This is a genomic window from Nonomuraea sp. NPDC026600, from assembly GCF_040638335.1.
Classification (GTDB): Bacteria; Actinomycetota; Actinomycetes; order Streptosporangiales; family Streptosporangiaceae; genus Nonomuraea.
In genome coordinates, this window is the sequence record NZ_JBEZYD010000018.1 from 47,276 (window position 1) to 64,172 (window position 16,897).

A 16,897-nucleotide genomic window follows, 5' to 3' on the forward strand; every position below is an offset into this window, starting at 1 on the left:
CTGCGCCCCGCCGCCTCCTTTGGTGGCGGGGTTTTGCGGTAGCGCACCCGGCTCCCCCTCGTTGAACGGAGTCCCCATGACGATCGCGACCAGCGCTGCGCGGTGGCCCGGTGGCCTCGCCACGCGCCGTCCCACTGGCCGCCCCTCGTGGCCCGTGCTGTTCGTAGAAGGAGGCAACGAAGACGGAGGCGCCATCAACCACGCGTGCGCCCAGCTCACCGCGAGTCCTCGCGTTGGGCACTCCTTCTGGCTGGACGTCGGTGATGGCCGCCAGGACGACTACGCGGCCGTCGACAGCGCCGACTACGAGGTCGTCGTGCATGACGGAAGCGTGCGTTCCATCATGGCCGCGCTGGACGGCATCCGGCAGGTCGCCGAAGACGCCAACGCCGCTGGCGAACGCCCCGTGGTCCTCATCATCACGATGGTCGGCATCTGGCGGCTGTTGTCGGACTGGGCGCGAGCGCGCTCGGTGCGGAACAAGGCCGCCCAGGCGAAGCTGGCGCAGGATCGCGACGCCGACATCGAGGTGAGCCGACACCATCGCAACGACGCCTACGACGTGCATGCCGCCCTCGTCGCGGCTCTCCGCCGCATCCCCGGCATCGTCGTCATGACGGGCCGCGGCCACTGGGTCTCCCCCACCGACAAAACGGGCCAGCCCGTCAGCGGCCCCCGTGAATACGTCCTCGACACCCACTGGGGCCTCGGGTCGGTCGCCACGCTGTGGCTCCGTCTGACCGCTGACGGCTTCCCCCAGATCATCGCGCTGAACTCCCCCGTCGCCGCGCGTCCAAATGCGTTGCCGCCGCTGGACGAGAATTGGTCGCTCGAGCAGCTCGTGTTCGACCTGCTACGGCTGGACACCACGACTGCGGCGGTGCCGATGGTGGTGGCGCCGCATCCGGACCGCAGCCCAGACGAGATCATCGCCGAAGCCCTGCACGAGGACACCTCATGGGAGCGGCTGTCGGAGCTGTACCAGGAGGCCGCGCCACTTCATGGCCTGCTCGTCACCAACGAGCACCGCCGCGAGGAAGAGTTCGGAAGGCTGCTGGCACGGCTGGCCGAGGATCGCGCCATCAGCGACCCGCACGTCATCGACGAACTGGGCGCGGGGATCGAGGCCGCCGACACCGTCGGCGCCCTCCAGACCGTGGCCGAGCGGGTGCGCTCTGCCCGCCAGCAGGGACAGGTGTCCCTGGCCGATCGGGTGCGCTTGGAGAAGGCGTACAAGACGCGCATGGCGGAGCTGAGGGCGCAAGAGCAGGCCGACCAGCAGCAGCATCGGGCCGAGGAGGTCGGCAGTTGACCTCGCCCACCGGTGAACCGCCTCCCGCCTCGGTTAGGGAACTCACCGACGCGCATCTCGGCTTCGAGGTGCGCGTCGCCGACAGCGACGGCGTGATCGGCTCCCGCGACGTCGCCCTCATCGGCGTCCGCTCGTGGACGTACGAGGGGACGCCGATGGTCGCCCTGACGGACTCCAACGTCGGCGACCGCCCCTTCCAGGGCATCGAACGCACCTATCCGGCCAGCACGCCGTGCACGCTGCTGCGCCGCCTCACCCCACCTCGAAGGAGAAAGCGATGACGACGTCACCGCCAGCACCGACCCAGGCCGCCGTGGTCGCGGCCGCCGCTGACGCGCTTGCCGGCTTCACCACATTGACAATCACCGCAACGGTGCCGCTCGACAGCGGCATCGCCAGGTGGAGCGTCCATCTGGCCGATGTGGACACCGCGCAGTTCGACGGCTGTGATGCCGCCGACCTTCCCATCAATGATCCGGCTCACGCCATGGATGACCTTGCCGGCCACGGTCTGACGCAGGAGGAGGCGCTCACCAACCTGTACCAGCTGATGCGGCGGCTGACGTGCGCGACAGTCACCCGGCCGTGGCATCCGGGCCGCGACGACCGGGTGGCCATCGACCGGCAGATCGGCTGGGACGACGAGGCCGGGCGCTTGGTCGTTCTGGCCGAGGACAGGTATCCGATCACGGTCGTGCGCGTGGCCGCGAGCGGAACATGAGCGAGGCCGCCGACGTGGACGACGCGAGCGGCCGCGCGGGCGCGTCGCCTGCGCCGTTGGATGCGTCGCAGGCGGTTGACGAGTTCGGGATCATGCGTTGGCTCAACAGCAAGCACGGGCCGATCACCCGCCGCGACCAGCTCACCAAGCGAGCGCTCGTCTCCACGCGGCCGGACGGACGGCCGGTCATGGGCGAAGGCGATCGGATGGGCGCCTACGTGGGCGGTCGCAAGTTCGGGGACGTGTCGCTACCGGCGCGGCGGCTGTCGATCACGATCAGCGACCCGGACCGGTTCGCCGCGTGGGCGCTCGCTGAGGGGTTCGCGACCGAGGTGGAGACCAAGCAGCGGGTGCGGCCGGCGTTCTTCTCGATGCTGCGCAAGGCGGCTGAGTCGTCCGGCGCGGCCCGGCGAGAGCTGAAGCTGGTGCACCCGCGCACGGGTGAGCTCATGAACGTGCCCGGCGTGCAGGTGAACGTCGCGGTGCTCGCGCCGACGTTCACGCCGTCGGTCGACGCCGAGCAGGTCCTGGCTGACGCGCACGCCCGGGGCGCTCTGGCAGCGCTGTTCGGCCGCATGTTGACGTTGCCCGCAGTGGACGCGGGCGCCACGAACGAGAACGAGGAGAGTGAGAGGTGACCCGCCCGACGCGTGTCCACCGCCTCAACGTGACCTACCCGGAGGGATCCGGCCAGCCCGGCTGGCGGCCTCCCGGCTGGCACGACAAGCACTGCACCAACTGGGTCACGTCGACGCCGTGTGTGTGGGATCCGGCCGAGAACTGCTGCGACGTGGAAGAGGAAGAACGAGAGCATGGCATGGGCCAGATCGACGGCCAGGGCTGCTTTCTGTGGCCGAAGGCGCGCCAGTTCCTGTCCAAGCGGGCGGCGGAACGCAGGGCGGTGCTGCTGCGCTCATGGGGTGCGGACGCGGAGGTGGTCACGTCGGATGCGGTGACGTGGCCACAGGTTGCCTCTGAAGAGGGCGGTGCTGCGTCGTGACCGAGTTGCCTGTGGAGCAGCGGCGAAACTGGTGGCACTTCAGCGCATGCGACGACGAGGACGCCGATCTGTTCTACGCCGACACCGACCTCACCGACGACGGCGACGGCGGGGTGTTCCTGCTGGCTGGTGAGGACCTCGCCAAGGCGATCTGCGCTAACTGCCCCGTGCGCGAAGAGTGCCTGCGCTGGGCGCTGCACCACAAGGAGCACTGGGGGGTGTGGGGCGGTCTTAACCCTCGCGAACGGCGGGACCTGACCCGCCGCAAGGGTTACGGGCTGGCCTGGGCCAGTTGAGACGTTTTCCCTCGCCGGAGCACGCTAAGGCGGCCCGGAGGGCCGAACGCCCGGGGGCGCGAGTCGTACGGCTTCCACCCTCCGCCGGCGACCCGCCAGGACGTTAGCTTCAAGAACGGCTACACCGCACCGTCATGCGGACTGTGCAGTGGCGGCGACACGGTATCTGGTTCACGGCGACGGCCGGGCCGGAGGCCAAAAGCGCCGGCCGGGTGCCGAAGCCGGGCCAGCGGTACTGGCACGGGTGGATTCCGGTGGACGGGCCCGGCCAGGCGTCGGCCACCGGGAAGCTGCATCCAGCGGCCGACGCGGACGGGCGGTCGATCAGCGTCGGCTCCGTGGTGGTGCTCGGCAACGGTGAGTACGGGCGCGTGGTCGCCGTACACCCGAACGGCGCTCCGTCGCAGGCCAGCATCGATGTGGAGACGCTTCAGGGACAGGCGCGCCTCGGCGAGCCCACCAGCATGGCGCGTGTTTTCATGGATGCCGACGGGCGTCCGCCCGGCTCGGCGCGGCCGGCGCCGGGCGATACCTCGTATGAAGAGGCGGCGGCAACGCTGGCGGCCGACGTGGCCAGCGGCGTGAAGTTCGCCGGTTCGCCGTCGGCGGGGGCGACGGCGCTGGTGCATCGGGTGGAGTTCGCCAACGGCGGCACGGCCTATCGCAAGCGGGTGAAGGACACGCGGTGGCGGTCGGCTCGGGACCAGGCCGACTCCGAGGAATTGGGCGCGCTGGTGGGGTGGGTGGTCGGTGCGCGTGTGCCGGCGGTCCATCGTGTCAGCGAGCGCGAGCTGTTCCTTCAGGAGGCCCCTGATCCGGCGGCGATGGACCGGCCGTTCGATGAGGTCGACGCGCTGCGGGCGTCCGCTGCGGCAACCGTAGACGGGTGGCGGATCGCGCTGCTGGACGTGCTCATCGCCAACAGCGACCGCAACGATGGCAACTGGAAGTACGCCGACGGCCGGGTGACCGGGATCGACTTCGGCAACGCCAAGTTTGAGCCGCCGCCGTCCGACGGCGGTCGGCTGCTGTGGGTGCGGAACGTGTTCATCGCCCGATTGCTCACAGACGAACTGACGTGGAAGAACGGCAACGATTTGACGGCCGCAGAGGTGACACAGATTCGCCAGCGGCTCAATCAGGTGCGTCCCCGGTTCATCGAGCTGGGGCGGGCCGACTGGCTCGATAACGTAGTGGCTCGATTGGATGAGGCGGTCAAACATGCCGCTGAAAGGATGTGAACGAACCGTGGCAGGCAGGCGCCTGATCTACAAGAGCAGCACCTCGTTTCGGGTGCTGGGGGCGATCGTGCTCGCCGACGACGGCACGGCTTCTGCCGACTCCGCGGTGGGTGCCTCCGAGTCTGCGTGGGAGATGTTCGAGTCGTTCCGTGTCTCGCGCGGGTTGACGGCGGCGGAGGCGTTCGCCGAATTGGACGGCTGGTCCAACGGCTACTCCATGGCGTACGAGGAGTGACCGCCGCCGCGTGCGGGCGCCGCGCCGTCGTCAGCACAACCTTTGGGTGAAGGTGGCTGGCGCCTGCGGCGCCCGCCACCAGATCGGGGAAAGCCCGGTATAGCGTCGCGAGCTGAGGTGGCCCAGCTGCGGGCGCGAGTGGCCGTGAGGCTGCGGATGGGGGCACCCGCAGCCTCACGGGCCTTTCCGCCTCTCCGTTCCCGAGTCTCCAAGGAGCGGAGGCGGGTCTGGGCGGTCCGGGAACGCGGTGGCGAACCCGGGCGAGCTCGCCTTGGTGGAAGCCCCGCCCTCCCGTAAGGCTTGGGTGAGTGCTGCGGAAGTGCGGGGCTGGGTGTTCTCGGCCGCCGCCCATGTTGCAGGGCGGCGGCCGAGACGTTCACCTGGGCATCGGCATGTGGCCTGCCGTTTTCTTCCCCTTTTGAGTGTTGGGGCTGCTGCCCTGCTGGATGCTGCGTCTCGGCTCGGCAATAGCGTTGCCGCCTCTTACGCCGGTGCCAAGAGGCTGCCTGTCCGCTGTGTGTCCGCTCCTCCGCGGCGGACATGGCGGACGCAGGTCAGCAAGAGGTCGCCTCCTCGCTCACGCGGGCTGTTCGTGCCGCCTGGCGTGCCGTGCTCATGACCTGGCGCTTGTCGAGCATGCCGTGCGGCTGGACCTTAGGTCGCCGCTTCGATTCGCTTCGCCCGCTTCTCTCATCTGGCACGAGAAGGGGGCTCTTTCGTGCATGTCTCTCATCCGGTTCGGCCGCCTGACGCATCCGGCGACGACCATCGCCTAGGTAGGCCCGCAACGGACCTGATCGGCCCGGTCGTGTTCGCGGCGTACGTGGCCGCGCTGGTGTCGGCGAACCTGCTCACCGACCGGTTCGGCATGGTGGCCGTCGGGTTCGGCTTCATGGCGACCGCCGGCACGTACATGGCCGGGCTGACGCTGCTGCTGCGTGACGTGCTGCAGGACGCGGTCGACCGGCGCGCTGCCGTCTGCGCGGTGCTGGTCGGCGCGGGCCTGTCGGCGCTGTTGGCGTCGTGGTCGCTGGCGCTGGCGTCGATGGTGGCGTTCGCGGTGTCGGAGTTGGCGGATATGGGGGTGTACACGCTGCTGCGCCGGCGGGGGTGGACGCGAGCCGTCATCGTGTCCGGCCTTGTCGGCGTCGCCATCGACTCGGTTCTGTTCCTGTATCTGGCGGGGTTCCCTGTGGGCCCGTCGTTGCCGGGGCAACTGATCGGCAAGGCGTGGCTGACGGTCGTGCCCGCGCTTGTGGTGAGCGCGGTGCTCGCGTGGAGGCGTGCTGGCCGTGTGATCGTCGGGGACGCGTGAGCGGGCCGGACGCGCCAGCGGACCGTGTGGTACTTAGCCAACCCGACCGTGGGCGCACGGGCGGCCATGGCAGCGCGGCAGATCGGGCTGCTGGCGACGCCAGCGCAGGGCAACCGGCATGTGCCGGGCGCGGTGTGGGCGGCCGACAACGGCTGTTTCGGCAAAGGCTACCCGGGCGATGTCGGCTACCTGACGTGGCTGGATCGGCAGCGCCGCTGGGTCAGGGACTGCCTGTTCGCTTCGGCGCCGGACGTGGTGGGCGACGCCGCGGCCACGCTTGCGCGGTCCGCGCCGATGCTGCCGCTGATCCGCGCCGCCGGGTTCCGGGCCGCGCTGGTCGCTCAGGACGGCCTGGAGGACCTGCAGGTGCCGTGGCCGTCGTTGGATGCGCTGTTCCTCGGCGGTTCGACGGGTTGGAAGCTCGGCGCGGCGGCGCGCGAGCTGACCGCGGAGGCGATCGCCCGCGGCAAGCACGTGCACATGGGGCGGGTCAACTCGCTCACCCGGTTGCGGTACGCGCAGGCGATCGGCTGCGGAAGCGCTGACGGCACTTTCCTCACCTTCGGCCCCGATCGCAACCTTCCCATTCTTCTCGGCTGGGTCCGTGACGTGACCAGCCAGGACGCCCTCTTCTCCCTTTCTTCTTAGGAGCCTTTCGTGGGCCTTCGCACGTTCTCGTTCGGCGGTGGCGTCCAGTCCACTGCTGTGCTTGTCCTTCAAGCTCAGGGCAGACTCCCCGACGGCGGATTCGGCCATTACCTGTTCGCGAACGTCGGCGACGATTCCGAACACCCGGGAACGCTGGAGTATGTCCGCCAGGTGTCGCAGCCGTTCGCGAAGCGGCATGGCATCGACTTGCGCACCGTGTTCCGCAAGCGGCGCGACGGCAGCACGGAGACGCTGTATGGCCGACTGACGAAGCCGGGGTCGCGGTCGCTGCCGATCCCGGTGCGGATGGGCGACACCGGAGCGCCCGGCACGAGATCCTGTACGGCTGATTTCAAGATCAGGGTCATAGGTAAGTGGCTGCGCGAGCATGGGGCGACGGCGGACGATCCGGCGACCGTCGGCATCGGCATCTCTTTGGACGAGATCCACCGCGCGAACGCCCGCCGGGTGGAGGCGTACGAGCAGATCGTCTACCCGCTGCTGGATCTGAAATTACGGCGCACCGACTGCCTGCGGATCATCTCGGACGCCGGGCTTCCTCGGCCGCCGCGTTCAGCGTGCTGGTTCTGCCCGCATCACCGGCCGAGCACCTGGCAGGACATGCGGCGGGAGGAACCGGAGTTGTTCGAGCGGGCCGCGCAGCTGGAGGACCTGCTGAACGAGCGACGTGACGAGCTCGGCAAGGACCACGTGTTCTTCACGCGGTTCGGCAAGCCGTTGAGGAAGGTGATCCCGGACGGGGTGGACCTGCTGCCCTTCGCTGACGACAGCGACGGCGGCATGTGCGACTCGGGCCACTGCTTCACCTGACCTCAAGGGTTCCCCCTCTTCCATGACTTCGACAACGAGTTGATAACCCGTCGCTGACTGCCACCAAAGCGTCGACTGACTCACCACTCAGGATTCCCTGATCAGCTTGCCGTTTACCTGCGCAAACGCTAAACGATCTTGGTGGTTGGACGTTAACTCACGGATGTGCTCAGATCCTGCGGCCCGGTCCCCGCCGAGAAGAGAGCCCCATCATGAAGTTCGCACTGCTGCGCCGCACGCACCGCGGCGCCCACGCCTCCGCCGCGGCGGCCGATTTCGGCTCGCACCCGGACGCCGACCACGAGCAGTGGATCGCCTCCCTCGCCGAGCCTGACCCTGAGCCCGGACCGGTTCAGCCGCCCTGGGAGCCCGCCCCGTACGCCAGCACCGCCACGGATGCGCGATGAGCGGCCGTCACCGCCGCCTGCGCGTTCACCAGCCGGCGCGCGACCCTGCGCAGGACCTCGACCAGGCCGCCGCCACAATCGAACGCAACCTGCGCGCCCGTGGCGCCTACGTCACCACGTACGCCAGCGACGGCCAGCGACGCGCGCTGCGACGCGCCGCGGGGTTCACCCGCGGCCGCTTCGCGCAGCCGGTTCACATCCGCTCGAGCGACGGCCTGCTCGCCGTCTGGCTCGGCCCGCCAGGCCTCACCCAGCCGGAGGCCGCCCAGCACGTCCGCAACACCTTCGCCCGGCTCGCAACTGAGGCGCGCGGCGTCCGCCTGCTTCAGCGCGTCCGAGCCGCCCCCCGTTCGCCCGCCCCGACACGTACCTGCGGAGCTCACGCATGACCTTGACCACCCGCCCCCTTGTGCCGCCGGCCGCTCAGGCGCTCGCCGTGCCGCTGGAGGTGATGCTCGGCGCCGCGATAGTCCACGCGCTGCGGCGCGGCGACGGGTTCCACTACCGTCCCGTCCCAGGGGATGAGGGGCCCCTCGAGCGGGCCGCCCGCCTGGCCGAAGACGAGGTCGCCCCGTTCGGCATCACGGTGGTCCAGGACGACGACCTGTTCGTGGTGTCGTGGACCGGCGAACGTCCCGGACGTCATCTGCGTGAGGCGGCCCAGGCCGCGCTCGCCCGGTACATCGAGCAGCCGGCCGACGAGGAAACAGCCGGCGCGGTGCTCGGCGCGGCCGACAGGATCCCGGCGTGAACGTGGCCATCAGCGGCAGCGACGCGGAGCGGCGCCGCTGCTTCGGTCTGCCGCGTCCGCCGCAGGGGGAACGCACATTCGCCGGGGCTGGCCACGCCGGGCTAGATTTCGATCTCGAACACACATACGACAACGGCGGTTCCCAGAGGAACCGCCGCCGCGACCGCTCCGGTGTTGGAAGCACCTGGAGCGGTTGCCCCACCTCACCCACCGGTCAGCAAGATGAGGGAGGCACCGTGAGCGTATCGGACACTGCCCGCGGCCAGGAACGAGCCGGGATCGCCACGCCCGCGATCACCGGCCCCAGCCACATTCGCATGCACGTCCTGTTCGGCGATGGCCCCTGGGCGTGCACGTTCTGTCACCGGGCTCTGCAGTGCCCGTGCACCGCCAGCATGGACTCCCTCACGTTCTGGCGGGAGCGGCATCGCGACGGCGCCACGATCGGCTACATCACGCCGCCCAACCGAGGCGGCGGCGACGGGCCCGACAACGTCGTGCCCGCCTGCCAGCAGTGCAACAGCAGCAAGATCGGCCGCATTTGGCCGCACGAATGGGTGCCTGGCGACCTGAACGACGCCACCTACGTCTACCGCGCCAGCGTCGCCCCGCGGTGGGGCGACGACAGCCTCAAAGTAGTCGGCCTGGTGACGGTGCTCGCGCATCTGAACGCGGACATCCGCTACCCGCTCGCCGACGTCGCCGAGCTCGTCGACGACGGTCGCGACGTGATCCGCGCCGCACTGTCGAAACTCGCCTGGATGTCCCGCCTGAACTGGCGCGTCGTTGAAGGCGCGACGCGGCCGTACGAGCACGAGTTCTTCGGGGTGAACGAGTGACCGACCTGTACGCCATTCCGCAGCCGCCGAGCGAGCCGAGGCTGTCGGCCCGCTCGTATGGCGTGTACCTGCACGCACTGACGCTGCCGGACGGCTGGTTCACCATCGCCTCGCTCATGGAGACGTTCACCGACAAGCGCGACGGGTTGACGACGACCGTCAACGAGCTGATCGCCTTCGGCCTCGTCACCGCCGAAGCCCGCTACGACAACAACCTGCGCCGGACCGGCTATCGGGTGGTGCCTCGTTGAGCTCAGGCATGCGGCACCGGCGGCGCCCTGGCCGCTTCGTGCCTCGTACGACGATCCGCGACACCGGGATCGACTACATCGCGCTCGGCCTCCTGGTGCATCTGCTGGACAAGCCGCGCGGATGGCGCGTCCGCGGCGAGACGCTCGCTGCGGAGCGCACCAACAGCAACGGCCAGGTGATGAAGTCCCTGGCGCAGCTGCGCGCCGCCGGCTACTACCGGCTCGAGCGGCGCCGCCTGCTCAACGGCAAGTTCGTCATGGGGACCGCCATCAGCGAGGAGCCGGTGGAGGAATGGGTGGCCGACAACGCCGAGTTCGACGGGGAGCCCGTGCCGCTCGTACAGCAGCCCGACGGCAGCTTCCTCGTACGGCATAAGGACGGGAAGCTCACCGACGACGGCTTCGGCAACTGGGAGGACTTCGGAGACGACGAGGACCAGCACGACGACTTCCAGGAGGAGGATTTCCCGGACCTGGAAGCTGAGGGACCGGATTTCCCGGACCTGGAAACCGAGGGACCGGTTCCCCCGGACCCAGAGATTCCGGGGTCCGGCGGGCCGGGGACCGCAAACGTGGGGCCCTTAAGGGAGAAAAGAGAGAAGAAGCAGAGAGAAGGAAAAGGGGCACTTCCCGCCGTAGGCGAACTACCTGTAGGTGGGGGCGCACAGGAGGCGGCCGTTCCGGCCGGGAAAGAAGATCATCATTCGTCATCTCGACCCGCTGCGGTGGAAGGAACCGTTGCCGGGTTGCCGGGTCCGCCGGCGCTGACGGTGTTCCGGGCGCTGCCAGATGAGGTGCGGCGCCGCATCGGCCGCAACCGGCAGGGTGTTGTGCTGGGCGCGATCGCGCGGGAGATCGGCGACGCGAACGGGCGGACGGTGGCGGAGATTGTCGCGCGCGTGGAGCGCCGCTGGGACGGCTGGAAGGTGCTCAACCCGCACGGCCGGATCGCCGACCCCGTCGCTGTCGCGGTGTCGCTCGTGCAGCGGAAGCACTGCGCCAACGTGCGCTGCGAGGACGGCACTGACTTGGACAGCGGCGCGACGTGCCCGGCGTGCAGGGAACGAGGGCCGCGTCCCCCAGGGGGCGCGGCGGCCGCGCAGCCCAGCAACCCACAGGGAGGTTCGGTGGTGGTGCCGTTGCACCCCAGAGCGAAAGCGAGATCCATGGTGAGCACCGCCAGACCGAATTCCGCAGTGACGCCTACGGCACCTCCCGTGGGCGAAGTGCTGGCGTTTCGGCCGCCACGTGAGCCGAACCCGGTCACGCCCGACTTCCTGTCGACTCCGCAGGAATCGGAACGACCGGTGAAGTCGGCGGCGATCGAAGCGGCGCGGGCCGCGTTGCGGCCGAAGTCGGCCACCTCGCGCGACCGGGAACTCGACGACGCGTTGAAGATCATGTGCCCGGTACGGCTGTGCGGCGCCGACGACGGTGCGCTGTGCGTGAACCGCGACGGCGTGGAGATGCCCAAGCGGCACCTGCACGGCCCCCGGGTCGTGCAGGCGCGGGAGCTCCGCCTGGAAGGTGCCCTCGACGATGAAGACGGCGGCGGCGAACGAGACCTGGATGTGACGGGATGACTTTGGCCGCGGACCCCACCCCCGCGACACCCCCCGTTGAAGAAGGACCTGATATGCGAAACATGCCCATCTTGATCTCCGCCGGCGACGTCGAGCGGCTATATGTGTTTCCCGACCTGGAGGGCGGCCAGTGCACCGGCCGCACGAAGAAGAACCTCCGCTGCAACAACCGCGTATGGGAGCACGGCCAGGAAGCTGGGTACGCCACGGTGCTCATCGGCGGGCGCGCGGTGCGCGTGTATGGGCCGCTGGAGGGTGAGACCGCCAGCAGGTACCTGGTGCAGCGATGCCGGGTCCATCCTGACGCGCCCGGGTTCTGTCACCCGGAGTGGGAGTACTTTTACGCTGTCCGCCACCAGGAGATCACCGCTGAGCCGGCCGCCAGTGACCTGTTCGGTCCCCAGGGGATGCCGCCGCTTCCAGCGATCGCCGCGGTGCTGCGCACTCACCTGGACGCCGGTGCGCGCCACCAACTGGCCAGCATGCTGGCTGCCGCTGACGGCAGGTGTTCGGTGAAGCTGACGACGTTCGCCGTGGGAGCCCGCATCAGGGCAGCCCGCGAACGCGCCGGCCTCTCCGAAGCGGAGGCGTCCGCGGCCGCCGGCCTCGACGAGGCGCGGCTGTGGCGCCTGGAGGAGGGGCGCATGTACCCGACGCTGCCGGCGCTGGTACGGCTGGCGCCCGCGCTGGGCGTCACCATCGACGAGTTGGCCGGGCTGTCTCCCCGCACCGGCGAGGAAATGGAAGAGGGGGGCCGGTGATCGCCAGGCAGACGCCGGCCGCGGAGGAAATGAACCGGCCGCGCATCGTCGCAGACCCCGCGGCGAACTTCGGCAAACCGACCATCGAAGCCAGCGGCGTCTCCGTCTCCGTCAGCGCGTACCTGGCGGCCGAGCGGCCCGAGGTGCTCTACGACGAGTACGGCATCAGCCGCGGCGACCTGCTCATCTGCTGCTGGTGGGTAGCCCGTTACGCCAAGCAGAAGCGGGCATGGCGGCGCTGGCTGAACACTTGGGAGCCGATCCTGTGGCGAGCGCAGCCCGGCGTCTACGACGAGGTGCCGCCGCCGCAGCGAGCGAACCGCGAATGCGGCGGGTGCGGGCGGGAACGGACGAGCGCCCACAACTCTCCGCCCTCCCCTGGCATCGCGCACGACGAGGCGGCGAGGTGAACCGGCTGGACCGCTGGAAAGGCGGCGCAGCCGAGTACGTCCGCCTGTACTACGGCGTACCCGCCTATCGCGGCGACCGCGTTGTCGTCGATGGGCGGCCCGGCCGCATCGTCGGCTTCCGCGACGCTCGCCTTCGGGTGCGCTTCGACGAGCAGCCGCGGCTCGTCGCGCCATGCCATCCCACGTGGAGGGCCGTGTACGTGGACGGGAGCCAGCGGGCCCGCACCGGCGAGGTGGTGCTCCTGGAAAGCGGCAACGGCCCTTTCCTGCTGGTGCGCGGCACCGTGCCGACCGAACTGCATCATGCGGCTGTCGCGTACGCGGCCGACGACGACCTGGTGGTCATCGACAGCATCGCCGATGTGGCGCCCGGCTGGGCGCGTGCGATCCCCGGGTGCCCGGGTACGTGCGGCTGCGGCCGCTCGAGCGTGCATTACGTGCCGGCGCGCCCGAGCTCGCGGGGCGCGTTCGAGGCGGCGTTCATCGAGGCCCGCTACGCCGAGGAGGGGGAGATCGCGCAACGAGCCGCGGTCGCTGATGGAGCCCGCTGCCAGGTGCAGGTGCGGATCCTCTCGGCGGTGTCACGGTGCACGTTCGGCGCCTGGTGGCGTGCCACTCTTACGTGCGCGGATGGCTGCGACCGTGCCCCGGTCCTGATGTGCCAGCTGCACCGCGCCGCGGCAGCGGCCGGCGACGCTGACGCTGTGTGCGACCTGTGCGCCCAAGCGGGCCGCGCTGGCGTACCGGTCACGCTGATCAGCGTGGAACCGCTCGCTGGGGCGCTGGACGAGCGCCACGCCAGTATGAGCCGCCACCCGGCGGTGTACGGCGGCCTGAGGCTGATGACGTCGTGACCGCCACGACAACCGCGTGGCCGATCCCGGCGGGCTGGCCATCAAAACGGCCGAGCACCTGTGCCACCTGCGCGCGCTCGGTGTCGCGGCGCGCAGCAAGTCGGGCTACTGGCGGCGGCGAGCCGCCCGCCGCCGCGTTCGAGCACGCCGAACAACTCCTTGCCGCCCCGATCGTTGGAGGTCAACTGTGAGCTTTCCCATCGAGCGGCCGCGCCGCCTGCGGCGCACCACTGCCCTGCGCGCCATGCTGGCCGACACTTGCCTGCGGCCCAGCGACCTCATCCAGCCGCTGTTCGTCCGCGAGAACGCCGCCGAACCCCGGCCGATCACGTCCATGCCACGCCTCATGCACCACACGCGCGACAGCCTGCGCAAGGCCGCCGCGCAGGCCGCCGAAGCGGGCGTCGGCGGGATCATGATCTTCGGCATTCCCGCCGTCACGGACCCCACCGGACACCGGGCATGGGATCCGGACGGCATCGCGCAACTCGCCTTATCCGATGTCGCCGACGAAGTGGGCGATGCCCTGGTCGTGATCGGCGACGTCAACCTGGACGAGTACACCGACCACGGCCATGTCGGGCTGCTGGGAGCCGACGGCGACGTCGACAACGACGCCACCCTGCAGGCCTACGCCCACGTCGCCGTCGCCCAGGCCGACGCGGGCGCCCACATGGTGGCGCCCAGCGGGATGATGGACGGCCAGGTCGCCGCCATCCGCGCCGCCCTGGATGAGGCCGGCCACCCCCAAATGCCGATCTTGGCGCATGCGGCCACGTACGCCTCCGCCTTCTACGGCCCCTTCCGCGACGCCGCGGAGTCCCGCCTGGCCGACGACCGCTCGACCCACCAGCAGGACCCGGCCGGGTCCGCGTCCGAGGCGTGGCGCGAAGTGGCTCTGGACATCGCCGAAGGCGCCGACCTAGTCATGGTCAAACCGGCCGGCCACTACCTGGACATCATCCGGCAGATCGCCGATCGAGTTCAGGTACCGGTGGCCGCCTACCAGACCAGCGGCGAATACGCGGCGATCGAGGCCGCCGCCGAGCGTGGCTGGCTGCCGCGCGAGCGCGCCATCACCGAAAGCCTCACCGCCATCCGGCGAGCCGGGGCCAGCCGCGTCGTCACCTACTGGGCTGTGGAAATCGCCGAGCGGCTGCGCCGGTGACCGAAACCCCTTGACCTGTCACCGGAACGAGCTGCCGTTGCGCGCCTTTGCGCCCTATCCGAGCTGAGGGACTACCTCTGTGTCTGACCCGTCACCCCGCCAGCGCCCCGCCGCGTCGACCGTCACCACGCCCGCCAGGAGTGCGAACGTGGCCGCCAACGCGGGACTCCTTCACCTGCTCCACCACGACAGGCGCGACGCGAAGCCGCGTGTGAGCAGCGTCGAACTGATCCCCTTCGACCGTCCGCGCCACCTGACCCGCGGCTGGTGGCACCTGCCGCACGACAGCGCCCCAGCGGCCATGCGCAAACCCGTCGCCCGCGCCGCCGACCGGATGCGCCAGATCGTCGGCTACCTGTGGAACCAGCCACCCCCGCCGCCAGCCGACGCGATCAGCGCGCAAGACACCCGGCCCGGCCACGACCAGATCACCATCCACAGCGGGATGCAGTTGAAGGGCAGCTTCCATCATCTGTTCAGCGCGGGCAGCCCGCCGCCGGGGCGCGTACGCGACCAACAGGCAGTCACGCTCATCTCAGGCTCGTGCCCGTTCAGCGCGCAGGCGGCGCGTCTGGTCCTCAAAAGCGGCCGGCGCGTACCGATCGCCGACCTGCGCCGCCAACCGCTGAACGAACCGGCCATCGACTTGGAGATCGACCCGGCCCTCACCTTGTACGAGCACGACACCAGCCTGCGGCTCGCGAGCGTGGGCGCGGGCCTAGCCGCAGGCATCCCCGCTGAAGTCGAGGTCACCCAGCTCATCGACGTGCCCGAGGTGGCCACCATGCTGCACCTGCTGGATGACAGCCAGCGCGGGCACATCCCGGTGGAGCTGCTGCTGCGCTGGTGTGACGCTGACGCCGTCACCGACCGGTGCGAGCGACTGACACGCCTGATGGCGCAGCGCTGGCGCTCCGCTTACGGCGCCACGCAGGCGGGCCGCTCGATCGAGGTGAGGTTCTCGAACGAGTTGGAGGCGGTCGGCACGCACCTGCGCGAAGCCCTGGCCCACGGACGCGTACCCCCTGCGCAGGAGCTGGTCACCGTCGCCGGCAAGCAGAACCGGCTCTGGCGGCGCCTCATCGAGGCGACGCGACCGGCCACCGCAGCCGCGTTGGCCGATCTCAGCTACGCCGCGGCTCAGCTGCGCGCAGGACTCAGTACTCCGGACGCGCCGCGTCTGGCCGTCGCGGTCGACAACATCCAAGAGTTCAAGATCCAAAGGCATGCCCATCAGCTGGGTCCGCTGCTCGCCGACGTCGCGCCCGCGGGCACCCTGTCCTTGGTCGGCTCTTATCCGCTGGGCCGCACCTGGGTGCGCGACCCCACCGGTGCGATCCGGCAGAACCTGTACACGCACGACCCCGGCCACGCGGCGCTCGACGCGGCCGGGCGCCGTGTTGAGCTGGCCCAGCTGGCGGCCGGCCTGTACCCCGAGGCCGCCCGAGAGCCGGCGGTGAGCAGGTGAGCCTCACCCACGACGTGACGGCGCGCGGGTCGGCGGGGATCGGTCCCCGCACGCTGCTGTACCTGGCGGCCGGGTGCTGGGCGGCGTATACGCCAACCACTTCGTTGGCCATCACCAAACAGATGCCCGTCGCGGCGCTACTGCACGTTCAAGTGGCCGTCGCCACGGCCTGGCAGTTCACCTTCGGCCTGCTCTGGCTGGTCGCCTTCGCCATCACCCAAGCCCAGACCGGATCCGACACGATCGTGACTCTTGTCGGCTCCGCCACGCCCACGTCCTGGCCCCTTGCCCTCGTCGGCGGCCTCCTCTTGGCCGCCTCTTGCCTGGCCTTCAACCACGCTGTACGTCATGTTCCCATCGCGGAGGCGGGCATCATCCTCAACCTGATCCCCGTGCTGGGCGCCGCCATCGGCGTGATCTGGCTCGGCAATGTGCTCACCGTCGGCGCCATGCTCGGGGGAGCCGTCACGATCGTCGGGATTCTCATACTCGCAGTCCAAACCGCGAAACCAACAGCGGGCTCGTCACCAGCCCGACGCCTCGACCTCCCGCAGCAGAGACACCATGAGCATCACCGCCACAATGACGTTCTCGGGGCTATAAGACACTGGATCCACAACATGTGCCGTCAAATGCCGGTTGAACTCTGGAGGCGAAGGGTTGGCCGGATCGAAGCCGGCCAAAGCGATGACCATGGATGAGAGCACGCACGCAGCCCGGAACCGTCGCATAGAGACGCCGTCGGCCATCCCCGCTTCCGAGTTGATCAGCGGCGGCCAGTGCACGGCAGCGTGCCTCATCGCAGC

At 69.9% G+C, this 16,897-nt stretch carries 23 protein-coding genes; all 23 read left to right on the top strand.

All coding sequences use genetic code 11. The features are described from left to right. The first annotated feature begins 76 nt into the window (after positions 1-76). Positions 77-1,312 carry a hypothetical protein gene (locus tag AB0F17_RS34505; RefSeq protein WP_358031499.1) on the top strand — a complete coding sequence of 412 codons (1,236 nt, stop codon included), beginning with the start codon at positions 77-79 and terminating at the stop codon, positions 1,310-1,312. Beyond that, complete coding sequence (locus AB0F17_RS34510) at positions 1,309-1,593, top strand: hypothetical protein (RefSeq protein ID WP_358031501.1); 285 nt, start codon at positions 1,309-1,311, stop codon at positions 1,591-1,593. The genes AB0F17_RS34505 and AB0F17_RS34510 overlap by 4 nt, the downstream gene beginning before the upstream one ends. Further along, positions 1,590-2,033, top strand: a complete 444-nt coding sequence (locus AB0F17_RS34515) for a hypothetical protein (RefSeq protein WP_358031503.1) — start codon at positions 1,590-1,592, stop codon at positions 2,031-2,033. The genes AB0F17_RS34510 and AB0F17_RS34515 overlap by 4 nt, the downstream gene beginning before the upstream one ends. Then, positions 2,030-2,671 (top strand): hypothetical protein, encoded by a 642-nt coding sequence (locus AB0F17_RS34520; protein ID WP_358031505.1) that lies wholly within the window; start codon positions 2,030-2,032, stop codon positions 2,669-2,671. The genes AB0F17_RS34515 and AB0F17_RS34520 overlap by 4 nt, the downstream gene beginning before the upstream one ends. Then, complete coding sequence (locus AB0F17_RS34525) at positions 2,668-3,033, top strand: hypothetical protein (RefSeq protein ID WP_358031506.1); 366 nt, start codon at positions 2,668-2,670, stop codon at positions 3,031-3,033. Before AB0F17_RS34520 ends, AB0F17_RS34525 begins: the two co-directional genes overlap by 4 nt. Continuing rightward, positions 3,030-3,329, top strand: coding sequence for a WhiB family transcriptional regulator (locus tag AB0F17_RS34530; protein ID WP_358031507.1), 300 nt, complete (start codon positions 3,030-3,032; stop codon positions 3,327-3,329). The genes AB0F17_RS34525 and AB0F17_RS34530 overlap by 4 nt, the downstream gene beginning before the upstream one ends. A gap of 134 nt (positions 3,330-3,463) precedes the next feature. Then, complete coding sequence (locus AB0F17_RS34535) at positions 3,464-4,570, top strand: hypothetical protein (protein WP_358031509.1); 1,107 nt, start codon at positions 3,464-3,466, stop codon at positions 4,568-4,570. Between the two features lie 7 nt (positions 4,571-4,577). After that, on the top strand, positions 4,578-4,805 hold the full coding sequence (locus AB0F17_RS34540; RefSeq protein WP_358031511.1) for a hypothetical protein: 228 nt from the start codon (positions 4,578-4,580) through the stop codon (positions 4,803-4,805). An 808-nt stretch (positions 4,806-5,613) separates the two neighbouring features. Beyond that, positions 5,614-6,120 carry a VUT family protein gene (locus AB0F17_RS34545; RefSeq protein ID WP_358031512.1) on the top strand — a complete coding sequence of 169 codons (507 nt, stop codon included), beginning with the start codon at positions 5,614-5,616 and terminating at the stop codon, positions 6,118-6,120. Positions 6,121-6,186: 66 nt separating this feature from the next. Further along, positions 6,187-6,768, top strand: coding sequence for a hypothetical protein (locus AB0F17_RS34550; protein ID WP_358031514.1), 582 nt, complete (start codon positions 6,187-6,189; stop codon positions 6,766-6,768). A gap of 9 nt (positions 6,769-6,777) precedes the next feature. Continuing rightward, positions 6,778-7,599 (top strand): phosphoadenosine phosphosulfate reductase, encoded by an 822-nt coding sequence (locus AB0F17_RS34555; RefSeq protein ID WP_358031516.1) that lies wholly within the window; start codon positions 6,778-6,780, stop codon positions 7,597-7,599. A gap of 212 nt (positions 7,600-7,811) precedes the next feature. Then, a complete protein-coding gene (locus tag AB0F17_RS34560) occupies positions 7,812-8,006 on the top strand; it encodes a hypothetical protein (protein ID WP_358031518.1) in 195 nt (64 codons plus the stop codon). Continuing rightward, on the top strand, positions 8,003-8,395 hold the full coding sequence (locus tag AB0F17_RS34565) for a hypothetical protein (protein ID WP_358031520.1): 393 nt from the start codon (positions 8,003-8,005) through the stop codon (positions 8,393-8,395). The genes AB0F17_RS34560 and AB0F17_RS34565 overlap by 4 nt, the downstream gene beginning before the upstream one ends. Further along, positions 8,392-8,757, top strand: coding sequence for a hypothetical protein (locus tag AB0F17_RS34570; protein WP_358031521.1), 366 nt, complete (start codon positions 8,392-8,394; stop codon positions 8,755-8,757). The genes AB0F17_RS34565 and AB0F17_RS34570 overlap by 4 nt, the downstream gene beginning before the upstream one ends. A 236-nt stretch (positions 8,758-8,993) precedes the next feature. After that, positions 8,994-9,596: an HNH endonuclease gene (locus AB0F17_RS34575; RefSeq protein ID WP_358031523.1), complete on the top strand. Its 603-nt coding sequence runs from the start codon at positions 8,994-8,996 to the stop codon at positions 9,594-9,596. After that, positions 9,593-9,847: a hypothetical protein gene (locus AB0F17_RS34580; RefSeq protein ID WP_358031525.1), complete on the top strand. Its 255-nt coding sequence runs from the start codon at positions 9,593-9,595 to the stop codon at positions 9,845-9,847. The genes AB0F17_RS34575 and AB0F17_RS34580 overlap by 4 nt, the downstream gene beginning before the upstream one ends. Further along, positions 9,844-11,430, top strand: a complete 1,587-nt coding sequence (locus tag AB0F17_RS34585; protein WP_358031527.1) for a hypothetical protein — start codon at positions 9,844-9,846, stop codon at positions 11,428-11,430. Before AB0F17_RS34580 ends, AB0F17_RS34585 begins: the two co-directional genes overlap by 4 nt. A gap of 62 nt (positions 11,431-11,492) precedes the next feature. Continuing rightward, positions 11,493-12,191, top strand: coding sequence for a helix-turn-helix domain-containing protein (locus AB0F17_RS34590; RefSeq protein ID WP_358031529.1), 699 nt, complete (start codon positions 11,493-11,495; stop codon positions 12,189-12,191). Further along, complete coding sequence (locus AB0F17_RS34595) at positions 12,188-12,601, top strand: hypothetical protein (RefSeq protein ID WP_358031531.1); 414 nt, start codon at positions 12,188-12,190, stop codon at positions 12,599-12,601. Before AB0F17_RS34590 ends, AB0F17_RS34595 begins: the two co-directional genes overlap by 4 nt. Further along, a complete protein-coding gene (locus tag AB0F17_RS34600) occupies positions 12,598-13,455 on the top strand; it encodes a hypothetical protein (protein WP_358031533.1) in 858 nt (285 codons plus the stop codon). The genes AB0F17_RS34595 and AB0F17_RS34600 overlap by 4 nt, the downstream gene beginning before the upstream one ends. A gap of 187 nt (positions 13,456-13,642) precedes the next feature. After that, complete coding sequence (gene hemB, locus AB0F17_RS34605; RefSeq protein WP_358031534.1) at positions 13,643-14,623, top strand: porphobilinogen synthase; 981 nt, start codon at positions 13,643-13,645, stop codon at positions 14,621-14,623. Between the two features lie 79 nt (positions 14,624-14,702). Continuing rightward, positions 14,703-16,091, top strand: a complete 1,389-nt coding sequence (locus AB0F17_RS34610) for a hypothetical protein (RefSeq protein ID WP_358031536.1) — start codon at positions 14,703-14,705, stop codon at positions 16,089-16,091. Next, a complete protein-coding gene (locus AB0F17_RS34615; protein WP_358031537.1) occupies positions 16,088-16,792 on the top strand; it encodes a DMT family transporter in 705 nt (234 codons plus the stop codon). Before AB0F17_RS34610 ends, AB0F17_RS34615 begins: the two co-directional genes overlap by 4 nt. The last annotated feature ends 105 nt before the right edge of the window (positions 16,793-16,897 follow it).

Coding starts and splice junctions, on each gene's coding strand:
- AB0F17_RS34505 (WP_358031499.1), top strand. CDS start 77: ATGACGATCGCGACCAGCGCTGCGCGGTGGCCCGGTGGCCTCGCCACG.
- AB0F17_RS34515 (WP_358031503.1), top strand. CDS start 1,590: ATGACGACGTCACCGCCAGCACCGACCCAGGCCGCCGTGGTCGCGGCC.
- AB0F17_RS34520 (WP_358031505.1), top strand. CDS start 2,030: ATGAGCGAGGCCGCCGACGTGGACGACGCGAGCGGCCGCGCGGGCGCG.
- AB0F17_RS34535 (WP_358031509.1), top strand. CDS start 3,464: ATGCGGACTGTGCAGTGGCGGCGACACGGTATCTGGTTCACGGCGACG.
- AB0F17_RS34550 (WP_358031514.1), top strand. CDS start 6,187: ATGGCAGCGCGGCAGATCGGGCTGCTGGCGACGCCAGCGCAGGGCAAC.
- AB0F17_RS34560 (WP_358031518.1), top strand. CDS start 7,812: ATGAAGTTCGCACTGCTGCGCCGCACGCACCGCGGCGCCCACGCCTCC.
- AB0F17_RS34565 (WP_358031520.1), top strand. CDS start 8,003: ATGAGCGGCCGTCACCGCCGCCTGCGCGTTCACCAGCCGGCGCGCGAC.
- AB0F17_RS34570 (WP_358031521.1), top strand. CDS start 8,392: ATGACCTTGACCACCCGCCCCCTTGTGCCGCCGGCCGCTCAGGCGCTC.
- AB0F17_RS34590 (WP_358031529.1), top strand. CDS start 11,493: ATGCCCATCTTGATCTCCGCCGGCGACGTCGAGCGGCTATATGTGTTT.